Here is a 26,607-nt window from a genome sequence, read left to right on the forward strand (position 1 = left end):
GAGAATCCGATGCGAGTGTGGTGGTTGAGTGCCGGCCTGGCCCTGTATTGCCTGGCCCAGAGCGCGGCGGCGGGAACGTTGCTGGTTGTTGGCGATAGTATCAGCGCCGGTTTTGGCCTGGATAGCCGTCAGGGCTGGGTGTCACTGTTGCAGACCCGGCTCAAGGACGAAGGTTTCGACGATCAGGTCGTCAATGCCTCGATCAGTGGTGACACCAGTGCAGGTGGCCAGGCCCGGCTGCCGGCGCTGCTTGCAGCGCACAAGCCGAGCCTGGTGGTGTTGGAGCTGGGCGGCAACGATGGGCTGCGCGGCCAGCCCCCCGCGCAATTGCAACAAAATCTTGCGTCGATGATCGAGAGTGCGCGCGGCGCCGGTGCCAAGGTGCTGCTGCTGGGCATGCACCTGCCGCCCAACTATGGGGTGCGCTACACCACTGCCTTTGCCCAGGTGTATGAACAGCTGGCAGCGGAAAAACAGGTGCCGTTGGTGCCGTTTTTCCTTGAGGGGGTAGGTGGTGTGCCAGCGCTGATGCAGGCCGATGGCATCCACCCGGCCCAAGGTGCCCAGCAGCGCTTGTTGGAAAATGCCTGGCCGGCGATAAAACCCTTGCTGTGACGCTTTAAACGGGGGCAGCTTTCGGCTAAGGTTGCGCCCCCCGTTTCGAGTGCCCCCGATGCCGCGCCCTGCCTGGTCCTTGCATGCCTACCAATTGATCGAGCCCGATGAACAGCTCGACCTGTTCGCCTGCCAGGAAATTCGCGTTCACCTGGTCGCCCGTCAGCTCGAATTGGGCGTGCCGGTCGACCGTACCCTGTGTGGCGGCTTGTTGCCGGCGCAGCCGCGCTGGTCGGGGGTTGCGCGTGCCATCTACCGCGACGAGCGCCTGTGCGACCTGTGCCGGGCGATCCTCGATGCCCAGCGCCGCGGCATGCGGCCGGTCTGGCCGGAGCTGTAACGCGCCTGGCGCGGAACTACGCTCACCTTTCATCATCTGAAACGCATGGAAACCGCCAATGCCTCCCGCTGGCAGCGAGGCGGGTGTACAATCGTGCCTCTTGTCCCACCTTTCGAAGGATTTACCGGATGTTGCCGCGCTTTCCCGCCGTCACCCGTTGCCTGACCCTGGCCGCCATGCTGGCAGCAGGCCCCGCCGTTGCGCTGGAGCTGCCGCTGCCCCCTCCTGGTGAAGACGTCGTCGGCCAGGTTCACACGATCAAGGCCAAGTACGAAGACACCTTCGCCGACATCGGCACTGCCAACGACCTGGGCTACCTGGAAATGATCGCCGCCAACCCCGGCGTCGACCCCTGGTTGCCGGGCGCGGGCACCGAGATCATCCTGCCCACCCGCTACATCCTGCCACCGGGGCCGCGTGAAGGCGTGGTGATCAACCTGGCCGAGTACCGCCTGTACTACTACCCGAAAGGGCAGAACGTGGTGTACACCTTCCCGCTGGGCATTGGCCGTGAAGGTTGGGGTTCGCCCATCGCCAACACCAAGATCACCGCCAAGACGCCGAACCCCACCTGGACGCCGCCGGCTTCCATTCGCGCCGAGCACGCCGCCGATGGCGACATCCTCCCGGCCGTGGTGCCCGCGGGTCCCGACAACCCGCTGGGCCCGTTCAAGTTCACCCTGGGCGTGCCGGGCTACCTCATCCACGGGTCGAACAAGAAGTTCGGCATTGGCATGCGCACCAGCCATGGTTGCTTCCGCATGCTTAACAACAACGTGCTGGAGTTGTCGAAACTGGTGCCGGTCGGTACCCCGGTACGCATCATGAACGAGCCGTACAAGTTCGGTATCAGTGGCGGCAAGGTTTACCTGGAGGCGCATACGCCGCTGGACGACCAAGGCAACCCGTCGGTAGTCGATAAGCACACTGCCGTTATCAATGCCTTGCTCAAGCGTGAAGACCTCGCCAACAACCTGCGCATGAACTGGGACATGGTGCGTGACGTGGTGGCCGCCGAAGACGGCATGCCTGTGGAAATTGCCGTACCGGTCAATAATCCGGGTGCCGAAACTACCGTGTCGAGCATTCCTGCCGAACTGCAGTAAGGCGTTCTGCGACACACCTGGAGCCCGCTCAGGCGAACCGCCTGGGCGGGCTTCGTCGTGTGTGGACCAAGGCTTTTCGGCAGGCAATAAAAAAGCCGACCCACAAGTGGGTCGGCTCCATAACAATCCGGGAGGATTATTACTTGCGGCTGGCTTTGTCCAGCATACGCAGAGCGCGCTCGTTGGCTTCGTCAGCAGTTTGCTGAGCCTTCTGAGCAGCGGCCAGAGCGTCGTCAGCCTTACGGTAGGCTTCGTCAGCACGGGCTTGAGCGCGAGCTGCTGCGTCTTCAGTCGCAGTCAGACGAGCTTCGGTTTCTTTGGATACGCTGCTGCAACCGGTAGCCAGAACTGCGGCCAGAGCCAGAGCAGAGAATTTCAGAACGTTGTTCATCGTGTTCCCCTTCAAGGACTTTCTATTAAATAGCCATCTCTCGGAAAAGAGAAACTGGCCGGCGTACATAGTACCCATTACTTGTAGTAAGTAAACTGACCGAGCGCAAGAACTGCAAAAAAATATGTTGCAAGGAGCGGTGGTCGACAGAAATTGTAGGGCAAATGTGAAAAAAGCGTGCGACGCTCGCAAGCGGTTGTAGTGCGGGAACTTTTTGTTGAACTAACGGTGACTTTAACTGTCCTTCGGCGTCTTAAGGTGCAGAACATCCGCCTGCTCTTGCCAGGTTGCCCAGCATCACGCCGGGCGCGGGTTGGCGCTACTTTTTAAGCGTTGACTGCTTGAGTAATCCCGCTTGCGGTGCCTACTATTTGGGAGTGCCCGGCCCGGTCGAACGTTTGCCGTCGGCCCGGGGTCCAAGGGGCAAGAGGTGGCGTTGAGGTTCCTCCGCCGGATCAACCACCATCGGTTAAGGTAAGGGTCTGCCAAGAAGACCTGCGAGGAGTAGTGATGAGTGAAGCGCTGACCATCCACCATGACCAGGCCGGTCATCAGTTCGAGACCAACGTGGACGGTCATCGTGCCTACCTGACGTACATGGACCTGGGCAAGCAGACGCTGGATATCTATCGCACCTTCGTGCCCAACGCCCTGCGTGGCCGGGGGATCGCTGCAGCGTTGACTGAAAAGGCCCTGGAGTACGCTGAACAGATGGGTTACACGGTGATCCCTTCCTGCTCGTACGTGGAGCGCTACATGGAGCGCCAGCAGCGCCATTCAAGCAAAGCCTGAACGGGCGCCCGCTCACACCAGACACAAAAACGCCGGGCAATGCCCGGCGTTTTCTTTGGCTGCATCCTTAGCTGCGCTTGCGCTGTGGCAGCACATCCTTGAGCTTGGCATGCATGCTGCGCAGGGTGTTCTCGGTCGCCGACCAGTCGATGCAGGCGTCGGTCACCGACACGCCGTACTGCAGTTCGTCGAGGTTCTTCGGAATCGACTGGCAGCCCCAGTTCAGGTGGCTTTCCACCATCAGGCCGATGATCGACTGGTTGCCTTCGAGGATCTGGTTGGCGACGTTCTCCATCACCAGCGGCTGCAGGGCCGGGTCCTTGTTGGAGTTGGCGTGGCTGCAGTCGACCATGATGTTGGCCTTGATCTTGGCCTTGGCCAGGTCTTGCTCGCACAGGGCGACGCTGACCGAATCATAGTTAGGCTTGCCGTTGCCACCGCGCAGTACCACGTGGCCGTAAGGGTTGCCCTTGGTGGTGACGATCGACACGCCGCCTTCCTGGTTGATGCCGAGGAAGCGGTGCGGCTTGGACACCGACTGCAGGGCGTTGATGGCCACGGTCAGGCCGCCGTCGGTGCCGTTCTTGAAGCCAACGGCCGAGGACAGGCCCGAGGCCATCTCGCGGTGGGTTTGCGATTCGGTGGTACGGGCGCCGATGGCCGACCAGCTGATCAGGTCCTGCAGGTACTGCGGGGAGATCGGGTCGAGTGCTTCGGTTGCGGTCGGCAGGCCCATTTCCGCCAGGTCCAGCAACAGCTGGCGGCCGATGTGCAGGCCGTCCTGGATCTTGAACGAGTCATCCAGGTACGGGTCGTTGATCAGGCCCTTCCAACCCACGGTGGTACGTGGCTTCTCGAAGTACACGCGCATCACCAGGTACAGCGTGTCGGACACTTCCTCGGCCAGCACCTTCAGGCGCTCGGCGTATTCGTGGGCGGCCTTGATGTCGTGGATGGAGCAGGGGCCGACCACCACGAACAGGCGATGGTCCTTGCCATCGAGAATATTGCGCACCACTTCACGGCCGGCAGTTACGGTCTGCAGGGCCTTGGCGCTGAGGGGGATTTCCTTCTTGAGCTGATCGGGGGTGATCAAAGTCTCGTTGGAGGCAACGTTTAGGTCGTCGATCGGTAAATCAGCCATCGTGTTACTCGTCAGGTCACGGGTGCCGGCCGCCAGCAATCCCCGTGCGGCCCAGCAGCAAGAATGTTCGCAGCGGGGAGCGGAACCTTAGCGCGTTACAGGGGGCGCGACAATGGGCTTGGGCATGCGCAGATACACTTGCCGGTTCATCCCGGGGCGTGGAAGGGTGTAAAAAGGCCTGTCGACATTCCAAGGAGATTCGCATGACCCGTGGCAAACCTCGTATCGGCATTATTGGCAGCGGCGCCATCGGCGGCTTTTACGGGCTGATGCTGGCGCGTGCAGGGTTCGATGTGCACTTTCTGTTGCGCAGTGAATACGACGTGGTGCGCCAGCAGGGCTTGACGCTGGACAGCGCCGTGCACGGGCAACTGCAGATGCCGGTTCAGGCCTACGCCGGCGCGGCCGACATGCCGCCCTGCGACTGGCTGCTGGTGGGCGCCAAGGCCACCAGCAATGCCGAGCTGGCACCGCTTATCAACCAGGCTGCGGCGGCCGATGCCAAGGTGGTGCTGCTGCAAAATGGCCTGGGTGTCGAGCAGCAGCTGCGCCCACGATTGCGCAGCGACCTGCACCTGCTCGGCGGCCTGTGCTTCATCTGCGTCAACCGCCAGGCTCCTGGGGTCATCCGTCACCAGGCACTGGGTGCGGTCAACCTCGGTTACCACAGTGGCCCGGCGGGTGATGGCGGGGCGGCCATCGTCGAGCAGGGGGCAGGGCTTTTCCGTGCTGCGGGCATCGACTCCCAGGCCATGGCCAACCTGGGCCAGGCGCGCTGGCAGAAGCTGGTGTGGAATGTGCCCTACAACGGCTTGTCGGTGTTGCTCAATGCCAGTACCACGCCACTGATGGCCGATGCCGATAGCCGCGCGCTGATCCAGGCGCTGATGGCAGAAGTGGTGCAGGGCGCCGCCGCCTGTGGCAACCTGCTGCCCGATGGCTATGCCGAGCACCTGTTCCGGGTTACCGAGCAGATGCCCGATTACTGGCCGAGCATGTACCACGACCACGCCCAGCAGCGCCCGCTGGAGCTTCAGGCGATCTATGCCGAGCCGCTGGCCCAGGCCCAGGCGGCCGGTTGCAGCCTGCCGCGCATGGCCATGCTGCACCAGGCACTGGCCTTTATCGACCGCGCCAACCGGCCTGGCTGAAACCGCTGCAGCCCGCGGCAGCAGTGCGCCGGACGGCAAAGCGTGTATCCGGCGCGCTGCTAAGCTCAAGCTTGCTCTGCCGCAGCGGCAGTCGAGGAGGTCGAATGATCCGCTCCATGCTGTACGCCACCGACCTCGGTGTGTACGCGCCCTTCGTCATGCAGCATGCCCTGACCCTGGCTCGCACGTTCAATGCCGAGCTGTACGTGATCCACGCGGTGGAGCCCATGGGGCAATTCGCCGAATCCCTTTTGCAGAGTTACCTCGACGAGCAGACCCTGGACGCGCTGCACAGCGAGGGTGTCAACACGGTGATGGCCAACATCGAGCAGCGGGTACTGGAGAACTTTCGCGATGAGCTGGGGGAGGATGCCGACCTGGCCCTGATAAAGGCAGTGCGGGTGCGCCAGGGCGACCCGGCGCAGGTGATTCTCGAACAGGCGCAGCGGCTGTGCGTCGACCTGTTGATCTTCGGCAGCCACAGTGCCGGGGCTGGGGTGGATGTGCCGCTGGGGCGCACGGCGGTGCGCCTGCTGCAGCTGGCGCCCGTGCCGGTGTACATGGTGCCGCTCTCCCAGCACCTCGGGCGTAGGAAATCGTAAGGCTGTTTGTAGGAAATGTCGGAAGCGCGTGTAACAAAATAGTTCTAGTTTTATTTCGAGAACCACTAATATAGTTATATCTCGTCGCTGCCTGCTGCCGCTGACCTACCGCCGATTCGAGGGAAACCTATGAAGCTTCAACAACTGCGCTACATCTGGGAAGTAGCGCACCATGACCTCAACGTCTCCGCGACGGCGCAGAGCCTGTACACCTCGCAGCCGGGGATCAGCAAGCAGATCCGCTTGCTTGAGGATGAACTGGGTGTTGAGGTCTTTGCTCGCAGTGGCAAGCACCTGACCCGCGTAACCCCAGCCGGTGAGCGCATCATCACTACCGCTGGCGAGATCCTGCGCAAGGTCGAAAGCATCAAGCAGATCGCCCAGGAGTTCTCCAACGAGAAGAAGGGTACGCTGTCCATCGCCACCACCCACACCCAGGCGCGTTATGCCCTGCCGCCGGTGATCAGCAACTTCATCAAGCAGTACCCGGAAGTGGCCCTGCACATGCACCAGGGTTCGCCCATGCAGATCGCCGAGATGGCGGCTGACGGCACCGTCGATTTCGCCATCGCCACCGAAGCGCTGGAGCTGTTCGGCGACTTGATCATGATGCCGTGCTACAAGTGGAACCGCTGCGTGGTGGTGCCCCAGGGGCACCCGTTGGCCAAGCTGCCGAAGCTCACCCTGGAAGCAGTGGCCGAGTACCCGATCGTGACCTACGTGTTCGGTTTCACCGGCCGTTCGAAACTCGACGAAGCGTTCAACCACCGCGGCCTTACGCCGAAAGTGGTGTTCACCGCGGCCGACGCCGACGTGATCAAAACCTATGTGCGCCTGGGCCTGGGCGTGGGCATCGTGGCCAAGATGGCGGTCGACAGTAAGCTCGACAGCGACTTGGTGGCCCTGGATGCCAGCGAGCTGTTCGAAGCCAGCATCACCAAGATCGGCTTCCGCCGTGGCACGTTCCTGCGCGGCTTCATGTGCGATTTCATCGAGAAATTCGCCCCGCACCTGACCCGCGAAGTGATGGCCAAGGCCATTCAGTGCCATAACAAGCAAGAGCTCGAAGAACTGTTCGAAGGCGTCGAGCTGCCGGTGCATTAAAAGCACCGCGAGCTGCGCGGCCTCCTGTAGGAGCGAGCGCAGCTCGCGATGGCTGCAAGGCAGCCCGGCATAATCACTTGCGAAGCTGAAACCCTGGGGCCGCTGCGCGCCCCATCGCGAGCTACGCGCGCTCCTACCGGGGCGGCGGCGGCCTGGAAATGGCGGCAGCGGCCTAATCAGGCCTTGCTGATCAGGTTGCCAGCGTGCAACCCGCATTCCTTCTGGGTCGACTCTTCCCACCACCAACGCCCTTCGCGCTCGTGCTGGTTCGGCAGTACTGGCCGGGTGCACGGCTCGCAGCCAATGCTGATGAAGCCACGTTCGTGCAGGCTGTTGTACGGCAGCTCCAGCATGCGGATGTAACCCCACACTTCCTCGCTGCTCATCTGCGCCAGCGGGTTGAATTTGTACAGGGTGCGTTCAGGGGTGGAAAACGCGCTGTCGATCTCCAGTGCGGCTACCTGGCTGCGGGTGCCTGGACTCTGGTCGCGGCGCTGGCCGGTGGCCCAGGCGCTGACGGTGGCCAGCTTGCGGCGCAGTGGCTCGATCTTGCGAATGCCGCAGCACTCGCCGTGGCCGTCCTTGTAGAAGCTGAACAGGCCCTTGTCCTTGACGAACGGGTCGAGCTTGGCCCGGTCCGGGCTGAGAATCTCGATCGGCAGGTTGTACTGCTCGCGCACCTGGTCGATGAAGCGGTAGGTTTCCGGGTGCAGGCGGCCGGTGTCGAGGCTGAACACCTTGACCTGCTTGTTCAGCTTCCAGGCCATGTCCACCAGCACCACATCCTCGGCGCCGCTGAAGGAGATCCACAGGTCATCGCCGAAGTGTTCGAAGGCGAGCTTGAGGATGTCCTGTGGGGACTTGTTGGCGTAGGTCGCGGCCAGGGCGGCGACGTCGAAGGGTTGGCTCATCAGGCGGTTTCCATCTTGGCTGTGGCGCTGTGCGCTCGTAATGGGGTGATGGTAACAAAAAACGGCGGGGTAGACGGGCTGATCACAAGCTCTGCAAGGTCTCCATCAGCACCCGCACCTTGGCAATCGATTCCTCGTATTCGGCCTGCCAGTTCGAGTCGGCCACCACTGCGCCGCCGCCCCAGCAACTGACTTGGCCATCCTTCACCAGCAAGCTGCGGATGGCGATGGAGCTGTCCATCTCGCCACGCACGTCCACGTACAGCAGCGAGCCGCAGTACAACGCGCGGCGGGTGGGTTCCAGCTCGTCGATGATCTGCATGGCGCGAATTTTCGGCGCGCCAGTGATCGAGCCGCCGGGGAAGCTGTCGCCGATCAGGTCCAGGGCGTCTTTGTCGGCGGCCAGTTGGCCGGTGATGCTGCTCACCAGGTGGTGGACGTTGGGGTAGCTTTCCAGGCTGAACAGCTCTGGCACCCTCACCGAGCCGATTTCGCAGGTGCGGCCCAGGTCGTTGCGCAGCAGGTCGACGATCATCAGGTTTTCCGAGCGGTCCTTGGCGCTGTGGCGCAGCTCCTGGGCATTACGCGCGTCCTCGGCAGGGTCTGCCGAGCGTGGGCGGGTGCCCTTGATCGGGCGGGTTTCCACCTGGCCCTGGCTGACGCGAATGAAGCGCTCGGGGGAAAAACTCAGCAGCGTGCTGCCGTCGGCCAGTTGCTGGAAGCCCGAGAATGGCGTTGGGCACGCCAGGCGCAGAGCCTGGTAGGCGTGCCACGGGTCGCCCTGGCAAGGCGCACGAAAGCGCTGGGTGAGGTTGATCTGGTAGCAGTCGCCGGCCTGGATGTAGCGCTGCACCTGGTCGAAGGCGGCCTGGTACTGCGCAGGTTGCAGGTCGCCGCGCATGGGCGCAAGCAACTGGAACGGGCCGCATGGCGCGGTGTCGGCAGCCTCGAACAGGGCAATCAGGCGAGCCTGTTCGTCATGGCCGAGGCTTGGGTGGAACACCAGTTGGCTGGTGCCAAGCAGGTGGTCGGTGGCCAGTGCCCAGGCATACAGGCCCAGCTGTGCATCGGGCAGGCCGAGGTCATCGACGGCCAGGCTTGGCAGCTGTTCCAGGCGGCGGCCGAAGTCGTAACTGAGGTAGCCGATCAGGCCGCCGGCGAACGGCAGTTCGGTGCCGGCGGGCAGTTGCGCCTCACCCAGTTGCTGCAACCCTTCGCGCAGGCGCTGGAGGAAGGCACGGCCTTGCTCGTCTGGGCCGGCTTGCAGCTGCTGCACGGGCCAGGCGCTGAGCAGGTCGAAGCGCCCGCGCACTGCGCCGGGGCGGGCGCTGTCGAGCAGGATCGCGCCGGGGGCCTGGCGCAGGCGGGCGAAATAGGCGGCGGGGTCGGGCTGGTAGGGCAGGGGGTGAAGCGTGCAGGTCGGCATCAGTGTGGACGGCGATGTAAAAGCGAGGAGGGCGATTGTAGACCTGCGAAGGAAATGCGCCTAGCCCTGTGGGAACGGGTTCACCCGCGAACACCGGCGAAGCCGGTGCCATCCACCGCGTCGCCTGCTTCGCGGGGCAGGTCTAGCGCGGATGCACGTGCCCGAACAGGTTCTGGGTAACCCGCACCCGCTGCTCGGCATCTTCGGTAATACCATCCTTGGCCAGCGCCTCGATGTGCGCCTCGATGGCGTGGGTGCGCTGGGTCAGCCCGGTGTCGTTGGCAATCTGGATGTTCAGGCCTGGACGGGCGTTGAGTTCCAGAATCAACGGCCCCTTGTCCTGGTCCAGCACCATGTCGACACCGATGTAGCCCAACCCGCACAGCTCATAGCAGCCGGCGGCCAGCTTCATGAAGCCGTCCCAGTTCGGCAGTTGCACACCGTCCACCGCGTTGGTGGTGTCCGGGTGCTTGCTGATGATGTTGTTCAGCCAGGTGCCGCGCAGGGTCACGCCGGTGGCCAGGTCCACGCCCACGCCGATGGCGCCCTGGTGCAAGTTGGCCTTGCCGCCGGACTGGCGGGTGGGCAGGCGCAGCATGGCCATCACCGGGTAGCCCATCAGCACGATGATGCGGATGTCGGGTACGCCTTCGTAGCTGATGCTCTTGAAAATCTGGTCTGGCGTTACCCGGTACTCGATCAGCGCGCGGTCGCGGTGCCCGCCAAGGGAGTACAGGCCGGTGAGGATGCTCGACACCTGGTGTTCGATTTCCTCGTGGCTGATGATCTTGCCCGACACCGTGCGGTAGCGGTCCTCGAAGCGGTCGGCGATCACCAGGATGCCGTCACCGCCGGCGCCCTGGGCCGGCTTGATGACGAAGTCGTTGCGCCCGCCGATGATCTCGTCGAGCTTTTCGATCTGCTTCTCGGTTTCGATGATGCCGTACATTTCCGGCACATGGATGCCGGCTGCCAGTGCGCGTTCCTTGGTGATGATCTTGTCGTCGACGATCGGGTACAGGCTGCGCTTGTTGTACTTGAGCACATAGTCCGCGTTACGCCGGTTGATCCCCATGATGCCCCGGGCCTCCAGGGCTTTCCACGTCTTGATCAGGCCAAACATCAGGCGTCAGCCTTCTTCAGGAATGCCTTGAAGCGCACGAGCTCGGTCAGGCGGTAGCCGCGGTAGCGGCCCATCGCCAGCATGAAGCCCACCAGCACCAGCAACACCGCCGGGAAGGTGAATACGAAGTACACCAGCTCCGGCACCATCATCAGCAGGTGCGCCAGGGAGGCGGCGAACAGGGTGCCGATTGCCACTTTCATGGCATGGCCGCCGCCGCGCTCTTCCCAGGTGATCGACAGGCGTTCGATGGTCATGGTCAGAATCACCATCGGGAACAACGCCACCGACAGGCCGCGCTCCAGGCCCAGCTTGTGGCTGAACAGGCTGATGGCGGCAATCAGTACCACGACGAAGGTCAGCACCACCGACAGGCGCGGCAGCATCTGCAGCTTCAGGTGTTCCAGGTACGAGCGTAGCGACAGGCCCAGCGCGGTGATCACCGTGAACAGCACGATGCCGAAGCCCAACTGGGTTTCGCGGAAGGCCAGGGCGATCAGCACCGGGGTGAAGGTGCCGAGGGTCTGGATACCGATGAGGTTGCGCAGAATCAGGATCACCAGCACGCCGATCGGGATCATCACCATGATCATGAAGGTTTGCTGGGTTTGCAGCGGCAGGCCGTACAGCGAGTATTCGAGGAAGTCGGCGTCGGTGTTCTCGTCGGTCAGCTTGGCCAGGCGGATGGCGTTCATCTCGCTGTTGTTCATGCTGAAGGTGACGTTGGCTTTCTTGCCGCCATCGACGGTGATCAGGTTGTCGTCACCGGTCCACCACAGCAGGCGGTCAGCTGGCAGGCCCTGCTCGCCGGTGTCGGGGTTGAAGTACAGCCAGTCGCTGCCATTGAAGCTGCGCAGCCACAGTTCGGGGGTTTGCGGGGTGTCGGCCACCAGGCGAATGGTGTGGACCTTTTCCATCGGCACATGGGCAATCGACAACAGCAGGTCGATGACCTGGGCTTTCTTCATCGGCGACGTGTCGCCGGCCAGCAGCAGCTTGGCGTTGTCGTCGTTGAGGTTGTTGACCCGCTTGATCGTCTCGCTGACAAAGGTTTCGACGTCGGCCGAATGCTGGCGGATCGGCGCCATCAGGGCTTCGGCGGCGATCTTCTCGGGGCCGTCGATGGCCAGGCTGTCACGGAAGGTTGGGCCCTTGACGGTGGATTTTTCGTTGCTGTAGCGCTTGGTCAGCACCAGGCGGTAGTACAGGGTCTGGTTGCCACTGACCCGGCGCGCCGACCAGGTGACCTTGCGGTTGCCATCCACGCGGTTGACGCTGACCCCGTAGTTGTTGGAGATGAAGCTCTCGTTGAGGCTGACGTAGTCACGGTTCAGCGGCGGCACGAACATCTGGATCTTGACCGGGTCCTTGCTGCTGGCGACGAACTCGACCTTGGCGTCGATGTTCCACAGATCGTCGGTTTCGTCTTCGGTCACCGGAATGCCGAGAACGAAGATCTGATAAGCCGTGACCGCCACGCCGAGCAACACCAGCACGGTGATCAGAACTTTCAGATGGAGGGTAAGAGAGCGCATCGGGATTACTCTGCTTTGGGAGCGTCGGTGGCACAGGCAGGTTTGCCGGCCGCGTATTTAAGGCTTGGGTCGACCAGCGCGTCGAAGTGCTTGAGCGCCTCGGAGCCGATCAGCAGCGGGAACTGGAATGCGCTGCGGTCGGTGAGGTTGACTTCGATGGTGCGCAGGGCCTGGCCCATGCAGATTTCAAGTTCGATGACCGGGCGTGCGGTGTAGGCCTTGCCCGAGTCCACATCGTAGTCGCCGGCGCGGCGCTTGATCTTGCTCACTCGCGCCAGGGGCCGTTCGATGGGGTGTGAATGGGCGGCGTCGATGGCCAGGTAGAAGCGCACCCAGCTTTCGCCGTTGCGCTTGAAACGCTTGATATCGCGGGCGCTGAGCGATGCAGTCTTGGCGCCGGTGTCGAGCTTGGCGGCGACCTCGAGGTCCAGGTCGCCAAGCCGGGCGTATTCATTCAGACCGTACACGGTCTTGCTCGCCGCCTGGCCAAGGGCCGGCAGCAGCGTTAGGCATAACAGCAATAAAACGGGTGTAAGTCTCATAGTCCTGGCGCGGTGCTGTGCAAGGTTCGGGGCAAGGCGACTGGCAACTGCTGCGCAAGCTTCCTCGTTCATCTGTCAACAACATGAATTGATGACAAATACACTATCCATACTCCGTAGGAGGCGCGGCATTCTATCACGGCGGTGCCTTGACGCCAGCGCGTCGCGATCTGACAACGCCAGCGTTGGGTAAGTTCGTTCTTAGACGATTGTCGACAATGTTCATTTTGTCTTTGACTGAAACCCTTTGATTCGCTAGTTTTGGCTTAAGCGATCGTTAAGGTGTCGACAATATGCTGGACCTTTCCACCCCCAGCCCGGCAGCATCAGACGAAACGGAAACCTTGTCCGAGCATGTTTTCCGTTCCATCCAGGCCGCCATCGTCAGGGGCGACATCGCCCCCGGCAGCAAGATCTCCGAGCCTGAGCTGGCGCGCACCTACGGCATCAGCCGTGGCCCGCTGCGCGAGGCCATCCACCGCCTGGAAGGCCAGCGCCTGCTGGTGCGGGTGCCGCATGTGGGCGCGCGGGTGGTGTCGCTCAACCATGCCGAGCTGATCGAGCTGTATGAAATTCGCGAATCCCTGGAAGGCATGGCCTGCCGCCTGGCCGCCGAGCGCATGAGCCAGGCCGACATCGACGAGCTGCGCCGGGTGCTCGATACCCATGAGCGCGATGCCGCGTTCCAGGCCGGGTTGGGGTACTACCAGCAGGAAGGCGATTACGACTTCCATTACCGGATCATCCAGGGCAGCTGCAACCAGACCCTGGTCAAGATGCTCTGCGGCGAGCTGTACCAGCTGGTGCGCATGTACCGCATTCAGTTCTCCGCCACGCCCAACCGCCCACGCCAGGCATTTGCCGAGCACCACCGCATTCTCGATGCCATCGACGCCCGTGACGGCGAGCTGGCCGAACTCCTGATGCGCCGCCACATCGGCGCCTCAAAGCGCAATATCGAGCGTCACTACCTGGACGCCAACAACAACAGCCCACGAGGTGAGAAATGACTGTGAAGAGCACACCCGGCCAGCGTTTTCGCGATGCCGTTGCCGCCGAGCACCCGCTGCAGGTGGTTGGCGCGATCAATGCCAACCACGCCCTGCTGGCCAAGCGCGCTGGTTTCAAGGCCATCTACCTGTCTGGTGGCGGGGTGGCGGCGGGGTCGCTGGGCCTGCCTGACCTGGGCATCAGCAACCTGGATGACGTGCTGACCGACGTGCGCCGCATCACCGACGTTTGCGACCTGCCGTTGCTGGTGGATGTCGACACAGGCTTTGGCGCCTCGGCGTTCAACGTTGCCCGCACGGTGCGCTCGATGAGCAAGTTCGGCGCGGCCGCCATCCATATCGAGGACCAGGTGGGGGCCAAGCGCTGTGGCCACCGGCCGAACAAGGAAATCGTCTCGCAGCAGGAGATGGTCGACCGTATCAAGGCGGCGGTGGATGCCCGCAGCGACGACAGCTTCGTGATCATGGCGCGTACCGATGCGCTGGCGGTGGAAGGCCTGAACGCTGCCCTGGACCGTGCGGCGGCGTGCATCGAGGCCGGTGCCGACATGATCTTCCCGGAAGCCATTACCGAGCTTTCGATGTACAAGACCTTCGCCGACCGGGTGAAGGCGCCGATTCTGGCCAACATCACCGAGTTTGGCGCCACGCCGTTGTACACCACCGAAGAGTTGGCGTCGGTCGACGTGTCGCTGGTGCTGTACCCGCTGTCGGCGTTCCGCGCGATGAACAAGGCGGCCGAGAATGTCTACACCGCGCTGCGCCGTGACGGTACGCAAAAGAACGTGATCGACACCATGCAAACCCGTATGGAGCTCTACGATGCCATCGGCTACCACGCCTTCGAGCAGAGCCTCGATGCGTTGTTTGCCCAGAAAAAGGCTTGAACCAGTGCCGGCCCCTGCGCGGGGCAAGCCCGCTCCTACACTGAGCGTGACCGCGTCGCATTCCCTGTAGGAGCGGGCTTGCCCGCGAAGAGGCCGGCCCAGGCAACCCCGATTAGCCCGTTTTCCATAACAAATTCAAGAAAGGAGAAACACCATGGCCGAAGCAAAAGTACTCAGTGGCGCAGGCCTGCGCGGCCAGGTGGCCGGCCAGACCGCGCTGTCCACCGTCGGCCAGGCCGGTGCCGGCCTGACCTACCGCGGCTACGACGTGCGTGACCTGGCCGCCGGCGCCGAATTCGAGGAAGTCGCCTACCTGCTGCTCTACGGCGAACTGCCGGGCAAGGCGGAACTGGCCGACTACAAGCGCAAGCTCAAGGGCCTGCGCGACCTGCCCCAGGCATTGAAGGAAGTGCTTGAGCGCATTCCCCGCGATGCCCACCCAATGGACGTGATGCGCACCGGCTGTTCGGTACTCGGCACCCTGGAGCCAGAGCTCACCTTCGAGCAGCAGCGCGACAAGACCGACCGCCTGCTGGCGCTGTTCCCGGCGGTGATGTGCTACTGGTACCGCTTCACCCACCATGGCGTGCGCATCGATTGCACCAGCGACGAAGACACCCTCGGAGGCCACTTCCTGCACCTGCTGCATGGCAAACCGCCGAGCGCGCTGCACGTCAAGGTGATGAACGTGTCGCTGATCCTGTACGCCGAGCACGAATTCAACGCCTCGACCTTCACCGCGCGGGTGTGCGCCTCGACCCTGTCCGACCTTTACTCCTGCGTCACCGCCGCCATCGGCTCGCTGCGTGGCCCGCTGCACGGCGGCGCCAACGAGGCGGCGATGGAACTGATCGAGCGCTTCCAGAGCCCACAGGAAGCCACTGCCGAGCTGCTGCGCATGCTGGAGCGCAAGGACAAGATCATGGGCTTTGGCCATGCCATCTACAAAGAGTCCGACCCGCGCAATGAGGTGATCAAGGGCTGGTCGAAACAGCTGGCCGACGAGGTGGGGGACACTGTGCTGTACCCGGTTTCCGAGGCCATCGACAAAACCATGTGGGAGCAGAAGCGCCTGTTCCCCAACGCCGATTTCTACCATGCCTCGGCGTACCACTTCATGGGCATCCCGACCAAGCTGTTCACCCCGATCTTCGTTTGCTCGCGCTTGACCGGCTGGGCTGCGCACGTGTTCGAGCAGCGCGCCAATAACCGCATCATCCGCCCCAGCGCCGAGTACGTTGGCGTAGAGCAGCGCCAGTTCGTGCCGATCGAGCAGCGCTGACAGTGTAGGAGCAGGCTTGCCTGCGATTGCGTTCGCAGCACCTGCACGGATGCCAGATATGGCGCCATCGCAGGCAAGCCTGCTCCTACAACGTGGCAACCTAACCGTGACCGAGCCTGATAACGATATGAACAGCGCATACCGCAAACCCCTGCCAGGCACCGCCCTGGACTATTTCGACGCCCGCGCCGCCGTCGAGGCGATCAAGCCCGGCGCCTACGATGGCCTGCCGTACACCTCCCGCGTGCTCGCCGAAAACCTGGTGCGCCGCTGCGACCCGGCGACCCTCGATGCCTCCCTGGGCCAGCTGATCGAGCGCAAGCGCGACCTCGACTTCCCGTGGTTCCCGGCCCGGGTGGTGTGCCACGACATCCTCGGCCAAACCGCGCTGGTGGACCTTGCCGGCCTGCGCGATGCCATCGCCGACAAGGGCGGCGACCCGGCGCAGGTGAACCCGGTAGTGCCGGTGCAGTTGATTGTCGACCATTCCCTGGCCGTGGAGTGCGGCGGCTTCGATCCCCAGGCATTCGACAAGAACCGCGCCATCGAAGACCGGCGTAACGAGGACCGTTTCCACTTCATCAACTGGACCAAGAAGGCCTTCAAGAACGTCGATGTGATCCAGCCTGGCAACGGCATCATGCACCAGATCAACCTGGAGAAGATGTCGCCGGTGATTCACGCCGAGCGCGGCGTGGCCTACCCCGACACCTGCGTCGGCACCGACAGCCACACACCGCATGTCGATGCCCTGGGCGTGATCGCCATTGGCGTCGGCGGCCTGGAAGCTGAAAACGTCATGCTCGGCCGCGCCTCGTGGATGCGCCTGCCGGAAATCGTCGGCGTCGAGCTGACCGGCAAGCTGGCACCGAACATCACCGCCACCGACCTGGTGCTGGCCCTGACTGAATTCCTGCGCAAGCAGAAAGTGGTCGGCGCCTACCTCGAATTCCATGGCGAAGGCGCGCGCGCCCTGACCCTGGGCGACCGTGCCACCATCTCCAACATGGCCCCGGAGTACGGTGCCACCGCTGCGATGTTCGCCATCGACCAGCAGACCATTGATTACCTCAAGCTGACCGGCCGCGACGACCAGCAGGTGCAGCTGGTGGAGACCTACGCCAAGGCCGCCGGCCTGTGGGCCGACAGCCTGGTCAAGGCCGAGTACGAACGCACCCTGAGCTTCGACCTGTCGAGCGTGGTGCGTAACATGGCCGGTCCGTCTAACCCGCACGCCCGCGTCGCCACCAGCGACCTGGCGGCCAAGGGCATTGCCGGTGCCTGGGATGACGTGCCGGGGCAGATGCCCGATGGTGCGGTAATCATTGCCGCCATCACCAGTTGCACCAACACCAGCAACCCGCGCAACGTGATTGCTGCCGGCCTGATTGCGCGTAATGCCAACAAGCTCGGGCTGGCCCGCAAGCCGTGGGTCAAGTCGTCGCTGGCACCTGGTTCCAAGGCGGTGCAGCTGTACCTGGAAGAGGCGGGGCTGGAGAAAGAGCTGGAGCAGCTCGGCTTTGGCATCGTCGCTTTCGCCTGCACCACCTGCAACGGCATGTCTGGCGCGCTGGACCCAGTGATTCAGCAGGAAATCATCGACCGCGACCTGTACGCCACCGCCGTGCTCTCGGGCAACCGCAACTTCGACGGGCGCATTCACCCCTATGCCAAGCAGGCGTTCCTCGCCTCGCCGCCGCTGGTGGTGGCCTACGCCATTGCCGGCACCATTCGTTTCGATATCGAGAAGGACGTGCTGGGCGTCGTCGATGGCAAGGAAATCCGCCTCAAGGACATCTGGCCGAGCGACGAGGAAATCGACGCGGTCGTGCGGGCAGCGGTCAAGCCGGAGCAGTTCCGCAAGGTGTACATCCCGATGTTTGCCATCGAGGAAGACCGTGGGCCGAAAGTCGCGCCACTGTATGACTGGCGCCCGATGAGCACCTACATCCGCCGCCCGCCGTACTGGGAAGGCGCCCTGGCCGGTGAGCGCACCCTGCGCGGCATGCGCCCGCTGGCGGTGCTGCCGGACAACATCACCACCGACCACCTGTCGCCGTCCAACGCCATCCTGCTCGACAGCGCCGCTGGCGAATACCTGGCGAAGATGGGCCTGCCGGAAGAGGACTTCAACTCCTACGCCACTCACCGCGGCGACCACCTGACCGCCCAGCGCGCCACCTTCGCCAACCCCAAGCTGTTCAACGAGATGGTGCGCAAGGACGATGGCGGCGTGAAGCAAGGGTCGCTGGCGCGCATCGAGCCGGAAGGGCAGGTGACCCGTATGTGGGAGGCCATCGAAACCTACATGCAACGCAAGCAGCCGCTGATTATCGTGGCCGGTGCCGACTACGGCCAGGGTTCGTCCCGGGACTGGGCAGCCAAGGGCGTGCGCCTGGCCGGGGTGGAGGCGATCGTGGCCGAAGGCTTCGAGCGTATCCACCGCACCAACCTGGTGGGCATGGGCGTGCTGCCGCTGGAGTTCAAGCCCGGGACCGACCGCAACACCTTGGGCCTGGACGGCAGCGAGACGTATGACGTGCTTGGCGAGCGCAAGCCGCGGGCGACCTTGACCCTGGTGGTGACCCGGCGTAATGGCGAGCGTGTAGAGGTGCCGGTGACCTGCCGCCTGGACACGGCCGAAGAGGTGTCGATCTACGAGGCGGGGGGCGTTTTGCAGCGCTTTGCCCAGGACTTCCTGGAAGCGACCGCGTAGTTGCAGGGGGCTGCTGGGCAGCCCATTCGCGGGGCAAGCCCGCTCCTACAAAGAGCGGGCTTGCCCCGCGAATGGGTCGCAAAGCGGCCCCAGGGATATTCGCTTTTCATACAGGACAGCACAGCCATGGCACATGCACCTCAAATCAAGATCCCTGCCACCTACATGCGCGGCGGCACCAGCAAGGGCGTGTTCTTTCGCCTGCAAGACCTGCCCGAAGCGGCCCAGGCCCCAGGCCCGGCCCGCGACGCGCTGCTGCTGCGGGTAATCGGCAGCCCCGACCCCTACGCCAAGCAGATCGACGGCATGGGCGGCGCCACCTCCAGCACCAGCAAGACGGTCATCCTGGCCCACAGCCTCAAGGCCGGCCACGACGTCGACTACCTGTTCGGCCAGGTCGCCATCGACAAGGCTTTCGTCGACTGGAGCGGCAACTGCGGCAACCTTTCCGCCGCCGTCGGTTCGTTCGCCATCAGCAACGGCCTGGTCGACCCGGCGCGCATCCCGCGCAACGGTATCGCCACCGTGCGCATCTGGCAGGCCAATATCGGCAAGACCATCATCGCCCATGTGCCGATCAGCGACGGCCAAGTGCAGGAAACCGGTGACTTCGAACTCGATGGCGTCACCTTCCCGGCCGCCGAAGTACAGCTTGAATTCCTCGACCCGGCCGCCGACGAAGACGGCGACGGCGGGGCGATGTTCCCCACCGGTAACCTGGTGGATGACCTGGCAGTGCCGGGTGTCGGCACCTTCAAGGCGACCCTGATCAATGCCGGGATTCCCACCGTGTTCGTCAATGCCGCCGACATCGGCTACACCGGCACCGAACTGCAGGACGCGATCAACGGCGACCCGCAGGCATTGCAGCGCTTCGAAGCCATTCGTGCCTACGGCGCCGTGCGCATGGGCCTGATCGAACACATCGACCAGGCCGCCGGGCGTCAGCACACGCCGAAGGTGGCCTTCGTCGCGCCGCCGAGCGCCTACACTGCCTCCAGTGGCAAGGCCGTCGCGGCTGCCGACATCGACCTGCTGGTGCGCGCGTTGTCCATGGGCAAGCTGCACCACGCGATGATGGGCACCGCCGCCGTGGCAATTGGCACCGCTGCCGCCATTCCGGGCACGCTGGTCAACCTCGCCGCGGGTGGTGGGGAGCGCAGTGCGGTGCGGTTCGGGCACCCGTCCGGCACCTTGCGGGTTGGCGCCGAGGCGCAGCAGGTGGATGGCGAGTGGACGGTGAACAAGGCAATCATGAGCCGCAGTGCTCGCGTGCTGATGGAAGGCTGGGTTCGCGTGCCCGGCGACAGCATCTAACGCACCCCAGGCGCTCGGCTTTCGTTAGTGGGGGCCGCTTTGCGGCCCTTCGCAGGCAAGCCTGCTCCTACACATCGCACCTGTAGGGGCGGGCTTGCCTGCGAAGGGTTGCAAGGCAGCTCCATTCACAGGAGCAGGCTATGAGCGCCAACGTGGACCTGAACGACCGCCCGGACTACGACCGGGTGCTGCAAACCCTCGCCGACTACGCCCTGACCTACCGGGTCGAATCCAGCGAGGCGCTGGACACCGCACGCAATTGCCTGATGGACACCCTTGGCTGTGGCCTCCTGGCCCTGCGCTTTCCTGAGTGCACCAAGCTGCTCGGCCCCCTGGTGGAAGGCACGGTGGTGCCCAACGGCGCCCGCGTCCCCGGCACCGCCTACCGCCTGGACCCGGTCAAGGCCGCCTGGGACATCGGCAGCACGGTGCGCTGGCTGGACTACAACGACACCTGGCTGGCTGCCGAATGGGCGCACCCCTCGGACAACCTCGGTGGCATCCTTGCCGTTGCCGATCACCTGTCGCAAAAGCGCGTGAGCAGCGGCGAAGCACCGCTGCTGATGCGCGATGTGCTTGAAGCCATGGTCATGGCCCACGAGATCCAGGGCGTGCTGGCGCTGGAAAATGCCTTCAACCGGGTGGGCCTGGACCACGTGATCCTGGTCAAGGTCGCCTCCACGGCGGTGTGTGCCCGGCTGATGGGCGCCAACCGCGAGCAGATGCTCTCGGCCTTGTCCCACGCCTTCGTCGATGGCCAGGCGCTGCGCACGTACCGCCATGCGCCCAACGCCGGCTCGCGCAAGTCGTGGGCGGCGGGCGATGCTTCCAGCCGGGGCGTACGCCTGGCCGATATTGCCCTGCGTGGCGAAATGGGTGTGCCGGGGGTGCTGACCGCGCCGCAGTGGGGCTTTTACGAGGTGTCGTTCAGCCACACCAACAAGGACCTGGCGCTCAAGCCTGCCGGCCAGTACGAGCTGCGCCTGCCGCAGGCGCTGGCCAGCTATGTGATGGAGAACGTGCTGTTCAAGGTCAGCTTCCCAGCCGAATTCCATGCCCAGACCGCCTGCGAGGCGGCCATTGCCTTGCACCCGCTGGTGCGCAACCGCCTGCATGAAGTTGACCGTATCGTCATCACCACCCAGGAGTCGGCGATTCGTATCATTTCCAAGAGCGGCCCGTTGGCCAATGCCGCCGACCGCGATCATTGCCTGCAGTACATGGTGGCGGTGCCGCTGATTTTCGGGGCTTTGGTGGCTGAGCATTACGAGGATGCCTTCCATGCCAACCACCCCAGCATCGACCGCTTGCGCGAAAAAATGGAAGTGGTCGAAGACCCGCGCTTCAGCCGCGAGTACCTGGAAGCGGACAAGCGCTCGATCGCCAACGCAGTGCAAGTGTTCTTCAAGGATGGCAGCAGCACCGAGCAGGTGTTGGTGGAGTACCCGGTAGGCCACCGGCGGCGGCGCGGGGAGGGCATACCGTTGCTGGAGGCCAAGTTCAGGGGCAACCTGGCGACGCGGTTTGCGCGGCAGCGGTGCGAGCAGATTTTCGCCTTGTGCAAAGACCAGCAGGCGCTGGAGCAGACGCCCGTGCACCGGTTTGTGGAGCTGTTTGTGCTGTGAAAAATCGCGAGCTACGCTCGCTCCTACAGGATTGACGCAGGCCTGGTAGGAGCGAGCGCAGCTCGCGATGCGCCGCGAGCGGCGCTCAATCTAGCAGGTACAAAAAAGCCCCGGCATCACTGCCAGGGCTTTTGTCTACAACCTACAACTGAAGCTTACGCCTGAACCACTGGGATCTTGGCGTTGGCCGCCGCTTCACGGAACTCGGCGATCTGGTCGAAGCTCAGGTAGCGGTAAACGTCGGCAGCCATGCTGTCGATGTCCTTGGCGTACTGCATGTATTCCTCGACGGTCGGCAGCTTGCCGATGATCGAAGCGACCGCGGCCAGCTCGGCCGAAGCCAGGTACACGTTGGTCGCGTCGCCCAGGCGGTTCGGGAAGTTACGGGTCGAGGTGGAAACCACGGTCGAACCGGTCTGCACACGTGCCTGGTTACCCATGCACAGCGAGCAGCCTGGCATTTCCATGCGCGCACCGGCCTTGCCGTAAATGCCGTAGTAGCCTTCTTCGGTCAGCTGGTGGGCGTCCATCTTGGTTGGCGGGGCCAGCCACAGGCGGGTTGGGATGCCGCCCTTGACCTTGTCCAGCAGCTTGCCGGCGGCGCGGAAGTGGCCGATGTTGGTCATGCACGAACCGATGAACACTTCGTCGATCTTCTCGCCCTGTACCGAGGACAGCAGGCGGGCATCGTCCGGGTCGTTCGGCGCGCAGAGCACAGGCTCCTTGACGTCGGCCAGGTCGATTTCGATGATTTCGGCGTATTCGGCATCGGCGTCGGCCGACAGCAGCTCAGGCTTGGCCAGCCAGGCTTCCATGGCCTGGGCGCGGCGCTCCAGGGTGCGGGCATCGCCGTAGCCTTCGCCGATCATCCAGCGCAGCAGGGTGATGTTCGACTGCAGGTATTCGGCGATGGCCTTTTCCGGCAGCTTGATGGTGCAACCGGCAGCGGAACGCTCGGCCGAGGCGTCGGACAGCTCGAATGCCTGCTCGACAGTCAGTTCGTCCAGGCCTTCGATTTCCAGGATGCGGCCGGAGAAGGCGTTCTTCTTGCCTTTCTTCTCGACGGTCAGCAGGCCCTTCTGGATGGCGTAGTAAGGGATGGCATGGACCAGGTCACGCAGGGTGATGCCCGGTTGCAGTTTGCCCTTGAAGCGCACCAGGATCGATTCTGGCATGTCCAGCGGCATGACGCCGGTGGCGGCAGCGAAGGCCACCAGGCCGGAACCGGCCGGGAACGAGATGCCGATCGGGAAGCGGGTGTGCGAGTCGCCACCGGTGCCCACGGTATCTGGCATCAGCATGCGGTTCAGCCAGCTGTGGATGATGCCGTCGCCTGGGCGCAGCGACACGCCGCCACGGGTGCGGATGAAGTCTGGCAGGGTGTGGTGGGTGGTGACGTCGATCGGCTTCGGATAGGCCGCGGTGTGGCAGAACGACTGCATCACCAGGTCAGCCGAGAAGCCCAGGCACGCCAGGTCTTTCAGCTCGTCGCGGGTCATCGGGCCGGTGGTGTCCTGGGAGCCGACGGTGGTCATCTTCGGCTCGCAGTAGGCACCTGGGCGCACGCCCTGGCCTTCTGGCAGGCCGCAGGCACGGCCGACCATCTTCTGCGCCAGGGTGAAGCCCTTGCCGGTGTCGGCAGGCTGCTCTGGCTTCTTGAACAGGTCGGATGCGCCCTGGCCCAGCTCGGCGCGGGCTTTTTCGGTCAGGCCACGGCCAACGATCAGCGGAATACGGCCGCCAGCGCGAACTTCGTCCAGCAGCACTTCGGTTTTCAGCTCGAAGCTGGTAACCAGCTCGTCGCTGCCGTGGCGGCGCACTTCACCTTTGAACGGGTAAACGTCGATGACGTCGCCCATGGCCAGGTTGGTGCAGTCGAATTCGATCGGCAGGGCGCCGGCGTCTTCCATGGTGTTGTAGAAGATCGGGGCGATCTTGGTGCCGAAGCAGAAGCCACCGGCGCGCTTGTTCGGCACGTTCGGGATGTCGTCGCCGAAGAACCACAGCACCGAGTTGGTGGCGGATTTACGCGAGGAACCGGTACCGACCACGTCACCGACGTAGGCCACCGGGAAGCCTTTGGCCTTGACCGCTTCGATCTGTGCCAGCGGGCCAACCGAACCTGGCTGCTGTGGCTCGATGCCGTCACGGGCCATTTTCAGCATGGCCAGGGCGTGCAGCGGGATGTCAGGGCGCGACCAGGCGTCCGGGGCAGGGGACAGGTCGTCGGTGTTGGTTTCGCCAGGCACCTTGAACACGGTCAGGGTGTACTTCTCGGCGATGGCCGGGCGCGAGGTGAACCACTCGCCAGCCGCCCAGGATTCCAGCACGGCCTTGGCGTGAACGTTGCCGGCCTTGGCCTTTTCAGCCACGTCGTGGAAGGCGTCGAACATCAGCAGGGTGTGCTTGAGCTGTTCGGCCGCGACGGCGCCCAGTTCGGCGTCGTCCAGCAGCGCGACCAGCGTCTCGATGTTGTAGCCGCCCTGCATGGTGCCCAGCAGCTCGGTGGCGTGCTTGCGGTCGATCAGGGGCGACTTGGCTTCGCCCTTGGCCACGGCGGACAGGAAAGCGGCCTTGACATAGGCAGCTTCGTCGACCCCTGGCGGAACGCGGTTGGTGATCAGGTCTACGAGGAAGGCTTCTTCGCCGGCCGGCGGGTTTTTCAGCAGCTCGACCAGGCCTGCAGTTTGTTCGGCGTTCAGCGGCTGGGGCACGATACCCAGGGCGGCACGCTCTTCGATGTGTTTGCGGTAGGCTTCAAGCACAGTTATTACCCTCATCAGTGGTCCCTAAAGGGAGTCCGGGACGCTCATCCAGCATTCAATGCACCCATGCGCGGTCACGGCTTTTTGGGCCGCCCAGCCAGGGTCGCAAAGAATCCTTACAGAAGCTGCTTTCAAAGTTTTACGCCTGCAGAACGGGAGCTGATGAGGGCTGGCACGGGCATGCGAGGGATGCATGGCCCGGGCCAACGCCGTTCTACCGGATGAACTGTGCTCGTGACGCTTTGAAAACAGCTTCCAACGGACATTGTTGCCTTTGAAAAGGCGGGATGATTCTACGGCAAAAAAAGCCCGAAGGTAAGGCGCTGAACATGACTTTAACGGGTGACCCTGGTTAGACAAAGGGCTAACATGACCCCGTGTTCCACCGCCAAGCCGTTGTTTGCCAATGTCCAACCAGTCCATCAAGACCCCTTGCGTAGGCCTCTGTTCCACCGTTTACGGTGACACGGTGTGCCGTGGCTGCAAGCGTTTCCACCACGAAGTGATTAACTGGAACGGGTATGACGAGGCGCAGAAACGTGCGGTGTGGCTGCGCCTGGAGCAGTTGCTGGCCCAGGTGATGATGGCCAAGCTGGAAGTGTTCGACAAAGGGCTGCTGCGCCAGCAATTGCAGCAGCGCTCTATCCGCTTCGTCGAGCAGCAGTCCGAATACTGCTGGGCCTACCAGCTGATTGCCCGTGGCGCGCGCATGATCCGCGACCTCGAAGCCTACGGCATGGCCCTGCTGCCGGAGTTTCGCGACTGGGAGCTGCCGCAGTTGCGCGACGCCATCGACCGCGAGTTCTTCCTCTTGTCCGAGGCGCATTACCAGCGCTACATCGCCCCGGCGTTCCTTCAGCAAGGGATAGGGTGAGCTGCTTCCTGCTGCGCTAGGCAGCCTGGGCTACCTAAGGTACGCGCTTCTTTGGCCTGGCGAGGAGCGTCAGCATGAGCGAGTACCTGTTTTCCCCCCGTGATACCTTTCTGGCGCGCTGCTGGTGGCAAGGTGCGGGCGCACGCATCGAGGCGGCGGCCTGGGCCGAGGCGCAACCCCATCTGGCCGCCATCTGGGTCGAAACCGGCAGCCGCAAAGCCCGTGGCCACTGGGACCGCTACCTGCAATCGGAACAAAACGGCGTGCTGGAAAAGCACCTGACCCCGGACATCTATGTGTCACCCGAGCAGCGCTACTACGAGCTATTCTGGTTCGGCGCCTACACCCAGGGCAGTGTCGCGCCCGACAAACGCCGTTATTACGAGATCAGGCCGGCAGACCGGGTGGGCAGTGTGTATCGCTGGGCACTGGATTCCAGCCTGGACGCCCTGTCGGGCAATGTGGGCATCTGGGAAACCGACGAAGCGCAAGGTGTTCTGCGCAAGCCGCAAAGCGCACGGCTATGGACCATTGATGGCCTGGGCAGGCCGCTGAGTCGCGGCGACCGGCCATGCAACCTGCGCCTGATAACGCCCAGTGGCTACGCGCTCAAGCGCTTCGAGAGCCACGGCGAGCGCTTTTTCAGCAGCCGCAAGGGGGAGGAGGGGTTGGTGGCGATGGAAATACTCAGCATCCCGCATCATTTCGGCGAGGTCTGACAAAGGCCGCCGGCCCAGCGCTCCTGAAGGCGATGGGCCGGCGCACAGGCATTGTTCAGTCGCCGGTGTATTCGCAACCGCTGGTGCAGGTTTCGTGGATGCGCACCTTCGACAGTTCCGGCATCAGCGGCTTGACCTGCTCCCAGATCCACTTGGCGATCACTTCGCTGGTGGGGTTTTCAAGGCCTGGGATGTCGTTCAGGTAGTTGTGGTCCAGCTGCTCGTAGATCGGCTTGAAGATCGCCTTCACTTCGGCAAAGTCACGGATCCAGCCGGTGTGAGGGTCCAGCGGGCCGGTCAGGTGCAGGCCCACCTTGAACGAGTGGCCGTGCAGGCGGCCGCACTTGTGGCCGGCCGGAACGTTGGGCAGGCGGTGCGCCGATTCGAATGTGAACTCTTTGAAAATTTCCACGCGGTCATAACTCTGCGTCAATCAGTAATTGCAGCAGTCTACCAGCATGGCCGTTACAAGGCTTGCAGGCGTTCGTGCAGCCGCCCGGTGGCATGTAGATACTCTGTTGATGGTCAAGCTTTTCTGAGGTGTTCAGAGCTGAAAAGCTTGGCCGTATCAAATGGCTCATCCCCACGCATGCACGCCCAGATGCCTGTCAGATACTTGCGCATGACAGC

24 protein-coding genes are annotated in these 26,607 nt (G+C 63.5%); 15 read left to right on the forward strand and 9 right to left on the reverse strand.

The features are described from left to right. Positions 1-9 precede the first annotated feature (9 nt). From F3J45_RS25405 to F3J45_RS25415, 3 genes are all read left to right on the forward strand, one after another. Complete coding sequence (locus tag F3J45_RS25405) at positions 10-615, forward strand: arylesterase (RefSeq protein ID WP_167069628.1); 606 nt, start codon at positions 10-12, stop codon at positions 613-615. A gap of 58 nt (positions 616-673) precedes the next feature. Beyond that, positions 674-955 (forward strand): hypothetical protein, encoded by a 282-nt coding sequence (locus tag F3J45_RS25410; RefSeq protein ID WP_167069630.1) that lies wholly within the window; start codon positions 674-676, stop codon positions 953-955. A 128-nt stretch (positions 956-1,083) separates the two neighbouring features. Then, complete coding sequence (locus F3J45_RS25415; RefSeq protein WP_167069632.1) at positions 1,084-2,061, forward strand: L,D-transpeptidase family protein; 978 nt, start codon at positions 1,084-1,086, stop codon at positions 2,059-2,061. Between the two features lie 139 nt (positions 2,062-2,200). Here the strand turns inward: F3J45_RS25415 and oprI are convergent, their stop codons facing one another. Beyond that, positions 2,201-2,452: an outer membrane lipoprotei OprI gene (gene oprI / locus F3J45_RS25420; protein WP_003259780.1), complete on the reverse strand. Its 252-nt coding sequence runs from the start codon at positions 2,450-2,452 to the stop codon at positions 2,201-2,203. A 510-nt stretch (positions 2,453-2,962) separates the two neighbouring features. On the opposite strand from oprI, the gene F3J45_RS25425 reads away from it, so the two are divergent. After that, positions 2,963-3,244, forward strand: coding sequence for a GNAT family N-acetyltransferase (locus tag F3J45_RS25425; RefSeq protein WP_084854752.1), 282 nt, complete (start codon positions 2,963-2,965; stop codon positions 3,242-3,244). Between the two features lie 67 nt (positions 3,245-3,311). Here the strand turns inward: F3J45_RS25425 and F3J45_RS25430 are convergent, their stop codons facing one another. Further along, complete coding sequence (locus F3J45_RS25430) at positions 3,312-4,388, reverse strand: 3-deoxy-7-phosphoheptulonate synthase (protein ID WP_167069650.1); 1,077 nt, start codon at positions 4,386-4,388, stop codon at positions 3,312-3,314. A 203-nt stretch (positions 4,389-4,591) separates the two neighbouring features. Here F3J45_RS25430 and F3J45_RS25435 point away from each other — a divergent pair, with 203 nt between their 5' ends. The 3 genes from F3J45_RS25435 (at position 4,592) to cysB (ending at position 7,245) form a co-directional block, all read left to right on the forward strand. After that, positions 4,592-5,539, forward strand: coding sequence for a putative 2-dehydropantoate 2-reductase (locus F3J45_RS25435; protein ID WP_167069652.1), 948 nt, complete (start codon positions 4,592-4,594; stop codon positions 5,537-5,539). Positions 5,540-5,643: 104 nt separating this feature from the next. After that, complete coding sequence (locus tag F3J45_RS25440; RefSeq protein WP_167069654.1) at positions 5,644-6,141, forward strand: universal stress protein; 498 nt, start codon at positions 5,644-5,646, stop codon at positions 6,139-6,141. Positions 6,142-6,270: 129 nt separating this feature from the next. Continuing rightward, the gene (cysB, locus tag F3J45_RS25445) at positions 6,271-7,245 is read left to right on the forward strand and encodes an HTH-type transcriptional regulator CysB (RefSeq protein ID WP_167069664.1); all 975 of its coding nucleotides are present in this window, start codon (positions 6,271-6,273) and stop codon (positions 7,243-7,245) included. Between the two features lie 176 nt (positions 7,246-7,421). On the opposite strand, the gene F3J45_RS25450 is transcribed toward cysB, so the two are convergent. From F3J45_RS25450 to F3J45_RS25470, 5 genes are all read right to left on the reverse strand, one after another. Further along, the gene (locus tag F3J45_RS25450; protein WP_167069666.1) at positions 7,422-8,156 is read right to left on the reverse strand and encodes a phosphoadenylyl-sulfate reductase; all 735 of its coding nucleotides are present in this window, start codon (positions 8,154-8,156) and stop codon (positions 7,422-7,424) included. Between the two features lie 82 nt (positions 8,157-8,238). Further along, positions 8,239-9,582: an aminodeoxychorismate synthase component I gene (pabB, locus tag F3J45_RS25455; RefSeq protein WP_167069668.1), complete on the reverse strand. Its 1,344-nt coding sequence runs from the start codon at positions 9,580-9,582 to the stop codon at positions 8,239-8,241. A 142-nt stretch (positions 9,583-9,724) separates the two neighbouring features. Next, positions 9,725-10,705 carry an alpha-L-glutamate ligase-like protein gene (locus F3J45_RS25460; protein WP_167069670.1) on the reverse strand — a complete coding sequence of 327 codons (981 nt, stop codon included), beginning with the start codon at positions 10,703-10,705 and terminating at the stop codon, positions 9,725-9,727. Further along, positions 10,705-12,240: an inactive transglutaminase family protein gene (locus F3J45_RS25465; RefSeq protein ID WP_167069672.1), complete on the reverse strand. Its 1,536-nt coding sequence runs from the start codon at positions 12,238-12,240 to the stop codon at positions 10,705-10,707. The genes F3J45_RS25460 and F3J45_RS25465 overlap by 1 nt, the downstream gene beginning before the upstream one ends. Before the next feature lie 5 nt (positions 12,241-12,245). After that, entirely contained in the window at positions 12,246-12,707 is a 462-nt protein-coding gene (locus F3J45_RS25470) for an ATP-dependent zinc protease (RefSeq protein WP_205300674.1), read from the reverse strand. Positions 12,708-13,075: 368 nt separating this feature from the next. On the opposite strand from F3J45_RS25470, the gene F3J45_RS25475 reads away from it, so the two are divergent. The 6 genes from F3J45_RS25475 to prpD all read left to right on the forward strand — a co-directional run bounded on the left by F3J45_RS25475 (position 13,076) and on the right by prpD (position 21,619). Next, the gene (locus F3J45_RS25475) at positions 13,076-13,792 is read left to right on the forward strand and encodes a GntR family transcriptional regulator (RefSeq protein ID WP_167069676.1); all 717 of its coding nucleotides are present in this window, start codon (positions 13,076-13,078) and stop codon (positions 13,790-13,792) included. Continuing rightward, complete coding sequence (gene prpB, locus F3J45_RS25480; RefSeq protein ID WP_167069678.1) at positions 13,789-14,679, forward strand: methylisocitrate lyase; 891 nt, start codon at positions 13,789-13,791, stop codon at positions 14,677-14,679. Before F3J45_RS25475 ends, prpB begins: the two co-directional genes overlap by 4 nt. Positions 14,680-14,833: 154 nt before the next feature. Further along, on the forward strand, positions 14,834-15,961 hold the full coding sequence (prpC, locus tag F3J45_RS25485) for a 2-methylcitrate synthase (protein WP_167069680.1): 1,128 nt from the start codon (positions 14,834-14,836) through the stop codon (positions 15,959-15,961). A gap of 127 nt (positions 15,962-16,088) precedes the next feature. Beyond that, positions 16,089-18,677 (forward strand): Fe/S-dependent 2-methylisocitrate dehydratase AcnD, encoded by a 2,589-nt coding sequence (acnD, locus tag F3J45_RS25490; RefSeq protein ID WP_167069682.1) that lies wholly within the window; start codon positions 16,089-16,091, stop codon positions 18,675-18,677. Between the two features lie 126 nt (positions 18,678-18,803). After that, complete coding sequence (gene prpF / locus F3J45_RS25495) at positions 18,804-19,994, forward strand: 2-methylaconitate cis-trans isomerase PrpF (protein WP_167069684.1); 1,191 nt, start codon at positions 18,804-18,806, stop codon at positions 19,992-19,994. A gap of 140 nt (positions 19,995-20,134) precedes the next feature. Beyond that, positions 20,135-21,619: a 2-methylcitrate dehydratase gene (gene prpD, locus F3J45_RS25500; RefSeq protein ID WP_167069687.1), complete on the forward strand. Its 1,485-nt coding sequence runs from the start codon at positions 20,135-20,137 to the stop codon at positions 21,617-21,619. A 155-nt stretch (positions 21,620-21,774) separates the two neighbouring features. Here prpD and acnB read toward each other — a convergent pair whose 3' ends face one another. Continuing rightward, positions 21,775-24,384, reverse strand: coding sequence for a bifunctional aconitate hydratase 2/2-methylisocitrate dehydratase (acnB, locus tag F3J45_RS25505; RefSeq protein WP_167069695.1), 2,610 nt, complete (start codon positions 24,382-24,384; stop codon positions 21,775-21,777). A gap of 406 nt (positions 24,385-24,790) precedes the next feature. Here acnB and F3J45_RS25510 point away from each other — a divergent pair, with 406 nt between their 5' ends. Then, positions 24,791-25,258: a DUF1289 domain-containing protein gene (locus F3J45_RS25510; protein WP_167069689.1), complete on the forward strand. Its 468-nt coding sequence runs from the start codon at positions 24,791-24,793 to the stop codon at positions 25,256-25,258. A 74-nt stretch (positions 25,259-25,332) separates the two neighbouring features. Further along, positions 25,333-25,977: a hypothetical protein gene (locus F3J45_RS25515; RefSeq protein ID WP_167069691.1), complete on the forward strand. Its 645-nt coding sequence runs from the start codon at positions 25,333-25,335 to the stop codon at positions 25,975-25,977. A 55-nt stretch (positions 25,978-26,032) separates the two neighbouring features. On the opposite strand, the gene queD is transcribed toward F3J45_RS25515, so the two are convergent. Next, entirely contained in the window at positions 26,033-26,389 is a 357-nt protein-coding gene (gene queD / locus F3J45_RS25520; RefSeq protein ID WP_167069693.1) for a 6-carboxytetrahydropterin synthase QueD, read from the reverse strand. Positions 26,390-26,607: the final 218 nt, after the last annotated feature.

The organism is Pantoea sp. Ap-967 (assembly GCF_011752565.1).
Lineage (GTDB): Bacteria > Pseudomonadota > Gammaproteobacteria > Pseudomonadales > Pseudomonadaceae > Aquipseudomonas.

Bases quoted from the DNA above. Each gene is read 5' to 3' on its own strand.
- cysB (WP_167069664.1), top strand. From the start codon at position 6,271: ATGAAGCTTCAACAACTGCGCTACATCTGGGAAGTAGCGCACCATGAC.
- F3J45_RS25405 (WP_167069628.1), top strand. From the start codon at position 10: ATGCGAGTGTGGTGGTTGAGTGCCGGCCTGGCCCTGTATTGCCTGGCC.
- F3J45_RS25465 (WP_167069672.1), bottom strand. From the start codon at position 12,240: ATGCGCTCTCTTACCCTCCATCTGAAAGTTCTGATCACCGTGCTGGTG.
- F3J45_RS25460 (WP_167069670.1), bottom strand. From the start codon at position 10,705: ATGTTTGGCCTGATCAAGACGTGGAAAGCCCTGGAGGCCCGGGGCATC.
- F3J45_RS25515 (WP_167069691.1), top strand. From the start codon at position 25,333: ATGAGCGAGTACCTGTTTTCCCCCCGTGATACCTTTCTGGCGCGCTGC.
- F3J45_RS25410 (WP_167069630.1), top strand. From the start codon at position 674: ATGCCGCGCCCTGCCTGGTCCTTGCATGCCTACCAATTGATCGAGCCC.
- F3J45_RS25415 (WP_167069632.1), top strand. From the start codon at position 1,084: ATGTTGCCGCGCTTTCCCGCCGTCACCCGTTGCCTGACCCTGGCCGCC.
- prpD (WP_167069687.1), top strand. From the start codon at position 20,135: ATGAGCGCCAACGTGGACCTGAACGACCGCCCGGACTACGACCGGGTG.
- oprI (WP_003259780.1), bottom strand. From the start codon at position 2,452: ATGAACAACGTTCTGAAATTCTCTGCTCTGGCTCTGGCCGCAGTTCTG.
- F3J45_RS25430 (WP_167069650.1), bottom strand. From the start codon at position 4,388: ATGGCTGATTTACCGATCGACGACCTAAACGTTGCCTCCAACGAGACT.
- F3J45_RS25450 (WP_167069666.1), bottom strand. From the start codon at position 8,156: ATGAGCCAACCCTTCGACGTCGCCGCCCTGGCCGCGACCTACGCCAAC.
- prpC (WP_167069680.1), top strand. From the start codon at position 14,834: ATGGCCGAAGCAAAAGTACTCAGTGGCGCAGGCCTGCGCGGCCAGGTG.
- F3J45_RS25425 (WP_084854752.1), top strand. From the start codon at position 2,963: ATGAGTGAAGCGCTGACCATCCACCATGACCAGGCCGGTCATCAGTTC.
- F3J45_RS25440 (WP_167069654.1), top strand. From the start codon at position 5,644: ATGATCCGCTCCATGCTGTACGCCACCGACCTCGGTGTGTACGCGCCC.
- acnD (WP_167069682.1), top strand. From the start codon at position 16,089: ATGAACAGCGCATACCGCAAACCCCTGCCAGGCACCGCCCTGGACTAT.
- prpB (WP_167069678.1), top strand. From the start codon at position 13,789: ATGACTGTGAAGAGCACACCCGGCCAGCGTTTTCGCGATGCCGTTGCC.
- pabB (WP_167069668.1), bottom strand. From the start codon at position 9,582: ATGCCGACCTGCACGCTTCACCCCCTGCCCTACCAGCCCGACCCCGCC.
- F3J45_RS25475 (WP_167069676.1), top strand. From the start codon at position 13,076: ATGCTGGACCTTTCCACCCCCAGCCCGGCAGCATCAGACGAAACGGAA.
- prpF (WP_167069684.1), top strand. From the start codon at position 18,804: ATGGCACATGCACCTCAAATCAAGATCCCTGCCACCTACATGCGCGGC.
- F3J45_RS25510 (WP_167069689.1), top strand. From the start codon at position 24,791: ATGTCCAACCAGTCCATCAAGACCCCTTGCGTAGGCCTCTGTTCCACC.
- F3J45_RS25435 (WP_167069652.1), top strand. From the start codon at position 4,592: ATGACCCGTGGCAAACCTCGTATCGGCATTATTGGCAGCGGCGCCATC.